The organism is Streptomyces odontotermitis (assembly GCF_050510915.1).
Lineage (GTDB): Bacteria > Actinomycetota > Actinomycetes > Streptomycetales > Streptomycetaceae > Streptomyces.
In genome coordinates this window covers 1-11,930 of sequence record NZ_JBNJLS010000029.1, presented here as the reverse complement: position 1 = coordinate 11,930, position 11,930 = coordinate 1, and the positions used below count along the sequence as shown (strand labels likewise).

At 70.0% G+C, this 11,930-nt stretch carries 16 protein-coding genes and 1 tRNA gene; 14 read left to right on the top strand and 3 right to left on the bottom strand.

Annotation, left to right across the window (positions count from 1 at the left end; translation table 11 throughout):
- Positions 1-120 precede the first annotated feature (120 nt).
- The 3 genes from ACQB60_RS42240 to ACQB60_RS42230 all read left to right on the top strand — a co-directional run bounded on the left by ACQB60_RS42240 (position 121) and on the right by ACQB60_RS42230 (position 1,534).
- Complete coding sequence (locus tag ACQB60_RS42240; protein WP_496931410.1) at positions 121-717, top strand: HhH-GPD-type base excision DNA repair protein; 597 nt, start codon at positions 121-123, stop codon at positions 715-717.
- A gap of 269 nt (positions 718-986) precedes the next feature.
- Positions 987-1,328 (top strand): hypothetical protein, encoded by a 342-nt coding sequence (locus ACQB60_RS42235; RefSeq protein WP_496931409.1) that lies wholly within the window; start codon positions 987-989, stop codon positions 1,326-1,328.
- A 56-nt stretch (positions 1,329-1,384) separates the two neighbouring features.
- Positions 1,385-1,534, top strand: a complete 150-nt coding sequence (locus ACQB60_RS42230) for a hypothetical protein (RefSeq protein ID WP_496931408.1) — start codon at positions 1,385-1,387, stop codon at positions 1,532-1,534.
- A gap of 63 nt (positions 1,535-1,597) precedes the next feature.
- Here the strand turns inward: ACQB60_RS42230 and ACQB60_RS42225 are convergent, their stop codons facing one another.
- On the bottom strand, positions 1,598-3,136 hold the full coding sequence (locus ACQB60_RS42225) for a helicase HerA-like domain-containing protein (protein WP_496931472.1): 1,539 nt from the start codon (positions 3,134-3,136) through the stop codon (positions 1,598-1,600).
- Between the two features lie 405 nt (positions 3,137-3,541).
- Between ACQB60_RS42225 and ACQB60_RS42220 the strand changes: the two genes are divergently transcribed.
- Together ACQB60_RS42220 and ACQB60_RS42215 are read left to right on the top strand one after the other, a co-directional pair.
- A complete protein-coding gene (locus ACQB60_RS42220) occupies positions 3,542-3,838 on the top strand; it encodes a type II toxin-antitoxin system VapB family antitoxin (protein ID WP_003955420.1) in 297 nt (98 codons plus the stop codon).
- A gap of 159 nt (positions 3,839-3,997) precedes the next feature.
- On the top strand, positions 3,998-4,657 hold the full coding sequence (locus tag ACQB60_RS42215) for a LytR C-terminal domain-containing protein (RefSeq protein ID WP_496931407.1): 660 nt from the start codon (positions 3,998-4,000) through the stop codon (positions 4,655-4,657).
- A gap of 2 nt (positions 4,658-4,659) precedes the next feature.
- Here ACQB60_RS42215 and upp read toward each other — a convergent pair whose 3' ends face one another.
- Positions 4,660-5,295: a uracil phosphoribosyltransferase gene (upp, locus tag ACQB60_RS42210; protein ID WP_384828958.1), complete on the bottom strand. Its 636-nt coding sequence runs from the start codon at positions 5,293-5,295 to the stop codon at positions 4,660-4,662.
- Between the two features lie 102 nt (positions 5,296-5,397).
- Here upp and ACQB60_RS42205 point away from each other — a divergent pair, with 102 nt between their 5' ends.
- From ACQB60_RS42205 to ACQB60_RS42165, 9 genes are all read left to right on the top strand, one after another.
- Entirely contained in the window at positions 5,398-5,577 is a 180-nt protein-coding gene (locus tag ACQB60_RS42205; RefSeq protein ID WP_496931406.1) for a hypothetical protein, read from the top strand.
- 204 nt (positions 5,578-5,781) lie between these two features.
- Positions 5,782-6,333, top strand: a complete 552-nt coding sequence (locus ACQB60_RS42200) for a tRNA adenosine deaminase-associated protein (protein ID WP_496931405.1) — start codon at positions 5,782-5,784, stop codon at positions 6,331-6,333.
- A 57-nt stretch (positions 6,334-6,390) separates the two neighbouring features.
- Positions 6,391-6,849 (top strand): tRNA adenosine(34) deaminase TadA, encoded by a 459-nt coding sequence (gene tadA, locus ACQB60_RS42195; RefSeq protein WP_496931471.1) that lies wholly within the window; start codon positions 6,391-6,393, stop codon positions 6,847-6,849.
- A gap of 10 nt (positions 6,850-6,859) precedes the next feature.
- Positions 6,860-6,944, top strand: a tRNA-Ser gene (locus ACQB60_RS42190).
- 473 nt (positions 6,945-7,417) lie between these two features.
- Positions 7,418-7,603 (top strand): hypothetical protein, encoded by a 186-nt coding sequence (locus ACQB60_RS42185; protein WP_384828964.1) that lies wholly within the window; start codon positions 7,418-7,420, stop codon positions 7,601-7,603.
- A gap of 53 nt (positions 7,604-7,656) precedes the next feature.
- Positions 7,657-7,950, top strand: a complete 294-nt coding sequence (locus ACQB60_RS42180; protein WP_384828966.1) for a Dabb family protein — start codon at positions 7,657-7,659, stop codon at positions 7,948-7,950.
- A gap of 214 nt (positions 7,951-8,164) precedes the next feature.
- Positions 8,165-9,001, top strand: a complete 837-nt coding sequence (locus ACQB60_RS42175; protein ID WP_496931404.1) for an RNA polymerase sigma factor SigF — start codon at positions 8,165-8,167, stop codon at positions 8,999-9,001.
- A gap of 244 nt (positions 9,002-9,245) precedes the next feature.
- Entirely contained in the window at positions 9,246-10,124 is an 879-nt protein-coding gene (locus tag ACQB60_RS42170; RefSeq protein ID WP_384828970.1) for an RNA polymerase sigma factor SigF, read from the top strand.
- 654 nt (positions 10,125-10,778) lie between these two features.
- Positions 10,779-11,078, top strand: a complete 300-nt coding sequence (locus tag ACQB60_RS42165) for a hypothetical protein (protein WP_384828972.1) — start codon at positions 10,779-10,781, stop codon at positions 11,076-11,078.
- Between the two features lie 57 nt (positions 11,079-11,135).
- Here the strand turns inward: ACQB60_RS42165 and ACQB60_RS42160 are convergent, their stop codons facing one another.
- Complete coding sequence (locus tag ACQB60_RS42160) at positions 11,136-11,348, bottom strand: hypothetical protein (RefSeq protein ID WP_496931403.1); 213 nt, start codon at positions 11,346-11,348, stop codon at positions 11,136-11,138.
- Positions 11,349-11,930 lie beyond the last annotated feature (582 nt).

The following is an 11,930-nucleotide window of genomic DNA, read 5'->3' as shown; positions in this document are numbered from 1 at the left end:
TCCTGGCTAAGAGATGCGGGGCGTAGACATGAATCCGAGGCTAACGCGCCCCCGCGACAGACGCACCGGATTTTCCGCCGCCGGAGCGCGCCACTCCGCACCCCGCGAGATCATGCAGACATGAATGCCAAGGCCGACGTCACCCTCCACCTCGCCCAGCAGCCCGAGGCGGACGAGCTCCTCAGCCGCAGCCCCCTGGCCGCCCTCGTGGGCATGCTCCTCGACCAGCAGATCCCCATGGAGTGGGCGTTCGCGGGCCCGTACACGATCGCGCAGCGCCTGGGCGCGGACGACCTGGACGCCCACGAGATCGCGGCCTACGACCCCGAGTCCTTCGCCGCACTGCTCTCCACCAAGCCGGCGGTGCACCGCTACCCCGGCTCCATGGCCAAGCGCGTCCAGCAGCTCTGCCAGTACCTGGTCGAGCACTACGACGGCGACCCCACGGCCCTCTGGGAGGACGCCACCACCGGCAAGGAACTGCTCCAGCGCCTGAACGACCTCCCCGGCTTCGGCAAGCAGAAGTCCCAGATCTTCCTGGCGCTCCTGGGCAAGCAGATGGGCGTACGCCCCAAGGGCTGGCAAGAGGCGGCGGGCGCCTACGGCGAGCCCAAGTCCTTCCGCTCGGTGGCGGACATCAAGGACCCCGAGACCTTGGCAAAGGTCCGCGCCCACAAACAGGAGATGAAGGCGGCGGCAAAGGCGGCAAAGGCATAAGCGGAGGCCGCCCCGCAGCCGATCGACGGCGCAAGGGGTGGGGACGCGGCGGTATGTCCGCGCGCAGTACAGCAAGCGACCCAGGCCAGTACTCGTACTCGCACAGCGCCTCCGGCTTTTCGAGGACGGACATACCGCCGCGTCCCCACCCCGCCCCACCGACGACGGACAGAGAGAGCGTCACCCGCGCACCCTCTCCGTAGCCCAAGAGGGCGGATCTCCCCGCCTATAGATCAACAACCCCCCGCCCATGGGGGACATTGCCCCTCATGAGGCGCAGGCGACCCACACCCCCGCGAACACGGACGCTCCTCATCGTCCTGCTCGCCCTCCTCTGCGCCACCCTCCCCTCGTACGGCATCCCGGCCACACCCGCCTACGCCTACGCCACCGCGCCGGCGCCCGAGCCCGCACCCGACCCCTCCGGCGAACTCCAGCAGGAAGCCCCCGCTCCCCGCACCCCGGACTCCCCGCGCCCGGCCGAGCCGACCCCCCGCACCACCCCGCGCGCAGCAGCCGTACGCCCTCAGGATCCCCACGCCCACGCCCGCTCCGCGCCCCGCCGCCCCTACTCCGCGCAGATCCTCCGCACGGTGGTCCTCCGCTGCTGACAGGCCCCGCCCCCGGACCTGTTCACCCCCCACATCAGCAGAGGGACCACTCAGCCATGCCCATCGACCCGTACGCGGCCCTGCGCGCCCTCCTGCGCGCCGAGGCATCCCGCAGCGCGCCCGGCGACACTCCCGCGGACTCCGCGGAGCGCACAGCGCCGGAGCACCGCAGCAAGGAGAACAGGCAGGACGACAAGGAGAAGTAGCACCGGAACAGAGCGGGGCGCCGGGCCACCCGGACCCGGCGCCCCCAGCGGGAGCTCACCCGCTCAACGCCGCCTCCGAGCCGTCCCGAACACGGACCGCGAGATCTCCCGCCCGATCTGCGTCCCCATCGACCGCAGCAGCGACTTGAACATCCCGCTCCCCACCACCTGCTCCACCACGGACCCATCCCCCTGCGGCTTCGCCCGCGCCGCGGCCCGAGCCGCCTTCTCGGCCTCCAGGGCCTCCAGCTCGGCCTGCTTGCGGGCCTGCGTCTCGGCCTCCTGGGCGGTCAGCTTCTCGTACGCGGACTCCCGGTCGACGGCGTCGGCGTACCGCGAGTACAGCAGCGACCCCTTCACCGCCGCGTCGAGCGCCCCCGCGTCCACGGGCCCCATCAGCGACTCCGGCGCCCGCAGCCGGGTCGCCGCGACCGGCGTGGGGGCGCCCTTCTCGCTCAGCACGGTGATGACGGCTTCACCGGTGCCGATCCCGGTGAGGACCTCCTCCAGGTCGTACGCCGAGTTCGGGAAGGTCTTCACGGTCGCCTTCAGCGCCTTCTGGTCCTCGGGCGTGAAGGCGCGCAGCGCGTGCTGGACGCGGTTGCCCAGCTGGGCGAGCACGTCGGCGGGCACGTCCTTCGGGGTCTGGGTCACGAAGAAGACGCCGACGCCCTTGGACCGGATGAGCCGGACGGTCTGGGTGATCGCTTCGAGGAACGCCTTGGAGGCCCCGTTGAACAACAGGTGGGCCTCATCGAAGAAGAAGACGAGCTTGGGCTTCTCGACGTCCCCCACTTCCGGCAGGTCGTTGTAGAGGTCGGCCAGCAGCCACATCAGGAAGGTCGAGAAGAGCTGCGGCTTGTCCTGCACGGCGGGCAGCTCGAGCACCGAGACGAGCCCCCGCCCGTCCGGCGCCGTCCGCAGGAACTCGCTCGTGTCGAACTCCGGCTCCCCGAAGAAGTCGGCCATTCCCTGCGCCTCGAAGGTCGTGAGCGCCCGCAGGATCACTCCGGCGGTCACCGACGAGAGCCCGCCGATCTCCTTGAGCTCGGGCTTGCCCTCGTCGGAGGTCAGGAACGTGACGACGGCCCGCAGGTCCTTCAGGTCGAAGAGCTCGAGCCCCTTCTGGTCCGCGTAGTGGAAGATCAGGCCGAGCGACTGCTCCTGGGTCTGGTTGAGCTGCAGCACCTTGCTGAGCAGCACCGGACCGAAGCTGGTGACGGTGGCCCGTACGGGAATCCCGGTCCCGATGCCCCCCAGCGCGTAGAACTCGCACGGGAACCCCGTCGCCTCCCACGACTGCCCCACGTCCCGCGCCCGCTCCGCGACCTTGTCGTTCGCCTCTCCGGGCGCCGAGATCCCGGAGACGTCGCCCTTGATGTCCGCGAGGAACACGGGCACGCCCTGCGCCGCCAGCTGCTCGGCGATGAGCTGCAGGGTCTTCGTCTTGCCGGTACCGGTGGCCCCGGCGACGAGCCCGTGCCGGTTGAGCATGGGCAGCGGAATGCGGATCTGCGCGTCGGGCAGGCACTGCCCGTCCCAGAGCAGCGCCCCCAGGTCGAGCGCGGGCCCCGTGAAGGCGTACCCGGCGGCGATCTCCATGGCTTCTTGCGGCAGCGCGGCCGCCGACGTCACGGACTCCGGGTGCACGGCGGGCTCGGCGGCCGTGGCGGTGGCCCCCGCCCCCGCGCCCGTGCCCGCGCCCGCAGGAGCCGCACCGCCCTCCGCACCGCCCGCACCACCCGCACCACCCGCAGCGGCGGCCGCAGCCGTCGGCGGGACGAATCTGGAGGAACCAGTTCCGGGTGTCACCTCGGCGCCGGATCCTGACTCGTTCGGGCGGTTCACTTCGTCCGGCGTGGACGGTATCGGCTGGCTCTCGCTCACTTCGGCCCCTGTTCCCGGCTTGAGAGTTCCCGGTTTGCCCCGAAATCTGGCGTCATTTCCCAGGGTCGCACTCCGTCTCCATGGCTGCGCCCGGAGAGCCTCGCCCGGTAGGCTTTCCGTGTGATCTTCAAGCGCATCGGAAACGGCCGGCCGTACCCCGACCACGGCCGGGAAAGCACCCGGCAGTGGGCGGACGTCGCGCCGCGCCCGGTCCGCCTCGATCAGCTCGTGACGACCAAGGGCCAGCTCGACCTGGAAACCCTGCTCGCCGAGGACTCCACGTTCTACGGCGACCTCTTCGCGCACGTCGTGAAGTGGCAGGGCGACCTGTACCTGGAGGACGGCCTGCACCGCGCCGTCCGCGCCGCGCTCCAGCAGCGCCAGGTCCTGCACGCCCGCGTCCTCGAACTGGGCTGATCCCTTCCCCAAGCTCTCAGCTCCGTTCGAGCAGGGGAGACCCCATAGGCAGGCCGTCTGACGCGGCCTCAAGTCCGCATTGGCCCTTTTGGGTTGGACTGCGCGTCAGGTAATGATCATTTAGTAGGCATCGTTGCCGAGCCGCACTACGCTGCGCCCATGAGCATGCTCACTCCCCCCGGCATGGGCGGCAAATACCGCATCACGGGGGACAAATATCCGCGCATGCGCCGCGGCCACGGGCGGCGCAGGATCGTGCTCGCGGTCATCGCGTCCGCGGTCGCCGTCGGTCTCGTCGGCTGGGGCACGCTGCAGCTCATCGACGTGTTCACGGGCGGCGGTGACAAGGCCACGGCGGCCGGTCCGAAGTCCGGCTGCGCCGGGAAGTCCGCGCCCTCCGCCAAGCCTTCGGGCCCCTCGGCCACGAAGCCGAAGCCGCTGCCCGAGCCGGGCCGGATCACGGTCAACGTCTTCAACGCCACGCCCCGCGGCGGCCTCGCCAAGGACACCGCGGACGAGCTGAAGAAGCGCGGCTTCCGCATCGGCAAGGTGGGCAACGCGACCAAGGAGTTCGACAAGAAGGTCAAGGGCACCGGGATACTGCTCGGCCCCAAGTCCCAGGCCGAGACCGCGCTCCCCGTCCTCGCCACCCAGCTCAGCGGCGCCGAGCGCAGGACCGACGCCCGCAAGGACGCCGCCGTCGACCTGATCCTCGGCGCGGAGTTCAAGGACCTGGCGAAGAAAGAGGACGCCGCGAAGGCCCTGACCGCACTGGCCAAGCCCTCCCCGACGCCCTCGTCGTCCGGCAAGAACTGCTGACGCTATTCGGCCGTTCCGTACATGCGGTCCCCGGCGTCGCCGAGGCCCGGCACGATGTAGCCGTGCTCGTTGAGCCGCTCGTCGACCGAGGCGGTCACCACCGTCACCGGCGTGCCCGCGAGCTCGCGCTCCATGATCTCGACGCCCTCGGGCGCGGCCAGGAGCACCACGGCGGTCACGTCGTCGGCGCCGCGCTTGATGAGCTCCTGGATCGCGGCGACCAGGGTGCCGCCGGTGGCCAGCATCGGGTCGAGGACGTACACCTGGCGGCCGGAGAGGTCCTCGGGCATGCGCGTCGCGTACGTGGACGCCTGCAGCGTCTCCTCGTCGCGGATCATCCCGAGGAAGCCCACCTCGGCGGTGGGGAGCAGCCGCACCATGCCGTCGAGCATGCCGAGCCCGGCGCGCAGGATCGGCACGACCAGCGGCCGCGGGTAGGAGAGCTTCACGCCGGTGGTCTGCGCGACCGGGCTCTCGATGTCGACCTGCTCGGTGCGCACGTCCCGCGTCGCCTCGTACGCGAGCAGGGTGACCAGCTCGTCGGCGAGGCGCCGGAAGGTCGGGGAGTCGGTGCGCTTGTCGCGCAGCGTGGTGAGTTTGTGCGCCACCAGCGGGTGGTCGACGACGTGGATCCGCATGCCTCAACAGTAACCGGCACGCAAGACCCCCGAATCCCTCCGCGCTGGCATCAAACGCGCCATCGGGGGGAAAGTGGAGGGACTGACTGGGGTGGTGTGCCGATGCCGGACCGGAACAACGCACAGGGCTCTCGTGAGACGGACGCGGAGCGCCGCAGGCGCCGCGCCCAGTTCCTGCGCGACCTGACCGAGGCGCGCGAGCTGCGCGACCGTGTGAAGCCGCGCCGCGCACGGGCGGCACGCATGCGACAGGCGATGCGCATGCGTACGTTCCGCTGGTGACCGAGGCCCTTCGGACGGCCTCCGGGACCCACCCGCGGAAACCGGACGCGGACACAGCGGGCGGAAGACCTCTCCTGAAGCCGTCGTTTCTGCCACGATTCCGAGTGGGCGGGGCTTGGAACAGGAATTCCCCGCTCCCCGACCTCCGCCGGGGGGACCCCAAACCGCCAACCGGCACTGCCTATGACCAGTGGGAGAGTCACGGTGTACTTCGCCGCACTGCTCGCGCGCACCGAAGACGGGTGGGAAGCGAGCGACACGGAGCTCGACGATGTGGAGACCCTGTCGGATCTGGCCGACCTGGCCCGGGAACACCGGGAGGAGGCCGAAGCCGACGACGACACAGTGCTCGTCTTCATCGAACAGGAAGACGCCTGGTTCGGCGTCGTCCGCGTGGACGGCGAGGAGGACCCGCGCGTCTACGTCTCGGACGCGGCCGCGGCCGCCCGCAGTTCGTACGGGGAGATCCTGCTCACCGACGAGATGCTCGGCCGTGAGCCGGGCGACGACGGGGCGGACGAACTGGACGCCCTCGACCTCGACGGCACCGAGGACGGAGAGGACTCCGTCGACGACGAGGACGAGGGAGAGGGCGGATCGGACGACGCCGTCCCGGCCGGTCCTCTCGGCGACACGGAGATCCTCGCCGACCTCGGTGTCTCCGAGAAGAACCTGCTCAGCCTGGAGAGCGGTGACGCGCTCTCCGAGATCGCCGAGGTCCTCGGGGCGGCGGAGGTGCTGGAAACGGTCCGCTAGGTTCCCCATGTGAACGACCAGACCCCCGATCCCGTACGCGATCGCTGGCGGGCGCCGATGCGGCTCGCCCTGGCCGAGGCCGAGCAGGCCGTCCGGGGCGGCGACGTGCCCGTCGGCGCCGTCGTGCTGTCCCCGGACGGCGCGACGGTGCTCGCGACGGGCCACAACGAACGGGAGGCGGCCCACGACCCCACCGCCCACGCCGAGGTGCTCGCGCTGCGCCGGGCGGCCGCCAGGCTCGGCGCGTGGCGGCTCACGGAGTGCACGCTCGTGGTGACCCTCGAGCCGTGCACGATGTGCGCGGGCGCCATCCAGCAGTCCCGGCTCGGCCGCCTCGTGTACGGGGCCCGCGACGAGAAGGCCGGAGCGGTCGGCTCCCTCTGGGACGTCGTCCGCGACCGGCGGCTCAACCACCGCCCCGAAGTCATCCAGGGCGTACTCGTCGAGGAGTGCGCCGAACCCCTGCGTCGCTTCTTCCGCCAAACGGATTTCAGAACACGGCCCACCTTGGGCTAGAGTTCCTCTCGGTAGCGTGTCCGAGCGGCCGAAGGAGCTCGCCTCGAAAGCGAGTGTGGCGCAAGTCACCGAGGGTTCAAATCCCTCCGCTACCGCTCTTGAAGAAGGCCCCGTCCGCGAGGACGGGGCCTTCTTCGTTTCCCGTGGAGATTCGGGAGTGGAGGAGATTCGGGCGTACGGGCATACGCGAGAGCCCCGGCGCTCCGCTAAGGCGCCGGGGCTCATCCCGCTAGGACGGGGGAAGCGGCATCGGGGGGACAAGCCGCTTCCCCCGACGAGGACTGGAACCCTCAAGTCCACACCGCCGTCAGGGGGGAAGCAGACGGCGCGGACCCCGCAGTGGAGTCCAGTCCCTGGCCCGCGGATTCCTGCCAGATCCGCTGGGCTCATCACCCATCCTGCTCCTCCCGCAACCGCTCACAGCCAGGCAAAGGGCCTGTGCTGCCGGGTCGTTGGTCCTTAAAGGCCAAGTGAGGAAAGGGGCCGGGAAAGGTGATCGTCAGGGGCCCCGGGTTAGACTCACGCCCTGCACAGGGGTCACACGGGGCGCAGGGGAAAAGGGGAGGCCATGAGCGTGTTGGAGCCGAAGAAGATCGCTCTGTTCGTCTTGGTCGTCTTCGTGCTGTACGTGATCATCACGGACCCCGCCAAGGCCGCCGACTACGTGCAGATAGGGTTCGAGGGCGTTTCGAGCGCCGCCAAGAGCATCGGCGACTTCATGACCTGGGTCGCCAACGGAGGCGGCGACAAGTGAGCGTCCCGCACGCCGCCCACGCGCGCTGAACCCTTATCGCCTAGGAGTGCCCTGTGATCCGCCATCTGGTCCTCTTCAAGCTCAACGACGGCGTGCGGCGCGACGACCCGCGCGTGGTGGAGGGCGTCAAGGCGTTCCGTGAACTCGGCGGCGCCATCCCGGAGCTGAAGTTCTGGGAGTGCGACTGGAACATCACGGACCGCCCCATCGCGTACGACTTCGCCATCAACTCGGCGGTCGAGGACACCGATGCGCTGAAGCGCTACCTGGAGCACCCGGCCCACCAGGCCGGTGTGGCCCTCTGGCGCGAGTTCGCCACGTGGGTGATCGCGGACTACGAGTTCTGAGCCGTCCGTACGCCCGGGGCACGCCCCGCGTACGAAATCGGGCCCCTCACTGGAACGGTGAGGGGCCCTTCTGCGTCTCACGCCCCAACTTGCCCCTCAACACGGCGTTATGCGGTGCTTGCACACAGTGCACATGTCTTGTGATGCTATGACCGCTTTTGACGGATGAGTTGACCGTGGTTGAACGGGGTCGACCCAGTTTGATCCAGAAGGGGTGGCGTTGACCGTGCCGGCCAGTACTGCGCCAGAAGCACCACCCGCGAAGGCGGCAAGAAGCACCACGAGCACTCGGGGCGCCGACACCCGGGCCCTCACACAAGTGCTCTTCGCCCAGCTCAAGGGCCTTGAGCCGGGCAGTCCCGAGCACGGCAGGGTGCGCGGTGCGCTCATCGAGGCCAACCTGCCGCTCGTGCGGTACGCGGCCGCGCGCTTCCGCAGCCGCAACGAGCCGATGGAGGACGTCGTCCAGGTCGGCACCATCGGCCTCATCAACGCGATCGACCGCTTCGATCCGGACCGGGGCGTGCAGTTCCCCACCTTCGCGATGCCCACCGTGGTCGGCGAGATCAAGCGGTACTTCCGCGACAACGTCCGCACCGTCCACGTACCGCGGCGCCTGCACGAGCTGTGGGTGCAGGTGACGGGCGCGACCGAGGACCTCACCACGGCCTTCGGGCGCTCGCCCACGACCGCGGAGATCGCCGAGCGGCTGCGCATCAGCGAGGACGAGGTGCTCGCCTGCATCGAGGCGGGCCGCTCGTACCACGCCACGTCCCTGGAGGCGGCCCAGGAGGGCGACGGGCTGCCCGGCCTGCTCGACCGGCTCGGCTACGAGGACCCGGCCCTGGACGGCGTCGAGCACCGCGATCTCGTACGGCACCTCCTGGTCCAACTGCCCGAGCGGGAACAGCGGATCCTGCTGCTGCGCTACTACAGCAATCTGACGCAATCTCAGATCAGCGCCGAGTTGGGCGTTTCCCAGATGCATGTGTCAAGACTGCTGGCCAGAAGCTTCGCGCGGCTTCGATCCGCAAATCGAATCGAGGCGTAACCGCTGCGGGTGGACTGCCGTTCGGAACCTTTCCGACGCGTCCGCCCGCGATGACGCTTCAAACCCCCTCCTTCCTGCGGTGATGTCACCCTTCTTTGTCGACAAGTAACTACAGCGTGTTGCCGACATGTGACATTCTGCTGGAACCGCGTTTGGCGCAGCTCCGCCTCCGGTATTCAGGTGGAGGCTGCGTTCCTCCGACGGGAGCGCCCGCCGTGACCGTCCGCGACCTCAAGGGGGTGGCATGTCCGCAGACCAGGGCAGCTCGAAGGTGCTCACACTCACGAAGAGCGCGTCCACGCCTGACGCGCCGAACACTTCGGCGGCGACCGAGGCTCCCGCCTCCTCCGTGACCACCGGTGCGCTCGACACCCGCACCCTGTCCCGCTCCCTGTTCCTGCGGCTCACCGCACTCGACGAGGACAGCCCGGAGCGCGTCTACGTACGTGACACGCTGATCGAGCTCAACCTCCCTCTGGTGCGGTACGCGGCGGCGCGCTTCCGCAGCCGGAACGAGCCGATGGAAGACATCGTCCAGGTCGGCACCATCGGCCTGATCAAGGCCATCGACCGTTTCGACTGCGAACGGGGCGTGGAATTCCCGACGTTCGCGATGCCGACGGTCGTCGGTGAGATCAAGCGCTTCTTCCGCGACACGTCGTGGTCGGTGCGGGTGCCCCGGCGGCTGCAGGAGCTTCGCCTCGCGCTGACGAAGACGAGCGACGAGCTGGCCCAGAAGCTGGACCGCTCGCCGACCGTGCCCGAACTCGCCGCGGCGCTCGGGGTGTCGGAGGAAGACGTCGTCGACGGCCTCGCGGTGGGGAACGCGTACACGGCGTCCTCGCTGGACTCGCCCACCCCGGAGGATGACGGTGGTGAAGGGTCGCTCGCCGATCGGCTCGGGTACGAGGACTCCGCCCTCGAAGGCGTCGAGTATCGGGAGTCGTTGAAGCCCCTGCTCGCCAAGCTGCCGCCGCGTGAGCGGCGGATCATCATGCTGCGGTTCTTCGCGAACATGACGCAGTCGCAGATCGGTGAGGAAGTCGGGATCTCGCAGATGCATGTGTCGCGGCTGCTGACGCGGACGTTGGCGCAGCTGCGGGAGGGACTGATCGGGGACTGATCGGGGACTGATCGGCGGTTGAGAGGTGGCCCGTTGCTGGGCGGCGGGTCAACTCTTGCGTGTGTGAGCGGTGTTGCTGACGGGGTTCCTAATTGACGGACCGTCAGCCACACTGGCGCGATGCGACGTGGTGTTCGGAATGTGCTGGGCGCCGGGGCGGCCGTGGTGTGCCTGGGCGGGATGCTGGCCGCGTGCGGCGGTGACAGCGGTGACGGGTATGTGGCCACGGGGGCGGCGGGGGCCTCGCCTGAGCGGGCGCCCGGGAAAGGTGTGGGGCCCAGCGGGGATGTGACGTTGGTGCCGTTGGATGGGGCGCGGAGTGGGGGGCGGGGTGGGGTGCGGAGTGGAGTGCGGGATGAGGCCCGTAGTCCTTCCGGGGCCGGGTCCGGGCCCGGGTCCGGGGGTGGTTCTGGGGCGCGGGGGTCCGGCTCCGGTGAGGGGTCCGGTGGGTTGCAGGGGAAGTCGCCGGGTGGGGGCGGGAGTTCGGGTGGCTCGGGTGGGTCTGGTGGGTCTGGTGGCTCGGGGGGTTCTTCCTCGCCGTCCGGAGGGTCTTCGCCGTCATCCGGCTCGGGGGGCGGTGGTTCGGGAGGGTCCGGTGGTACGACGCCCTCGGCGCCTGGAGATAGTGGTGAGCCCTCGGGCGGTGGGCCCGCCGTGCTCAAGGTCGGTAAGCCCGAGCGGGCCGCTGCCGATGACCGGTGGTGCGAGAAGGTGACCGTCGCCTTCCGTAACACCGGCGGTGCGCCCGTGCGTTCGGGGACGGTCACCTTTGCCACGCATGTCATCGGGGCGCTCGGGGTTGACTGGGCCACGATCGAGTCGACCGAGAAGCTGCCGGCGCCGATCGGCGCCGGGCAGAAGAAGGAGAAGACCTGGTCGGTGTGTGTGGACGCCTGGCGGGTGCCGTTGGGCATGCACATCGAGACGCGGGACGTCTCCGTGAAGTGGAAGTGAAGCGACCTGAAGCAGCTGTGAAGTCGCTGGTGGCTGTGAAGTTGCCGGGGCTGCTGGTTACTTGAGGGCCAGCCAGGCCACGCCCGCTACGACGGCGATTCCGAGGATCACGCCGAGGATCAGGCCGACGCGGGGGCCGGTGGGCGCGGCGTTCTGCTGGGTGCGGGTCGTCTGCGGGGCCTCGTCGACGAAGGCGCGGAACATCTGCGTGCTGCCCGCGGGGTCGTGGTTGCCCTCGGGGCCCTGGGGGGCGTGGGGGTTGTGTGCCATGGGCCAGGACCCTAGCGAATGTGGGGGCTTGCGGCGAGGGCGGGGTGAGGGCTCAGTGGTGTGTCCGTCGCCGGGTGCGGGTGGTGGGCGGGTGCGGGTGGGTGGTGGGGCGGGGTGGGGACGCGGCGGTATGTCCGTCCTCGAAACGCCTCGGGCGCTGTGCGAGTACACGAGTACTGGCTTGGGTGGGGTGCTGTACTGCGGGCGGACATACCGCCGCGTCCCCACCCCTTGCGCCGGTCCTCCGTCTGCAGGCCGTCCCACCTTGCTGCGCGGGGCGGGCCCCACCCCCTTGACCGTCACGCGTCCGCAGCCCGTCCCCCCATTCCGGCCACACTTCCGCGTATCCCAGCCCCATGGCCATTACGCGCCCGCAGGCCGACCCGCCTTCCGGCCACGCTTCCCCACGCCCCAGCCCATGACCCTCACGCGTCCGCAGGCCGACACCCCATTCCGGCCACGCTTCCACCTGTCCCGGCCCCGTGGCCGTCACGCGTCCGCATTCCCCACGCCCCAACCCCATGACCCTCAGGCATCCGCAGGCCGCCCGCGCCCTTCCCACCCCCCCTCACCTCCCCCCCC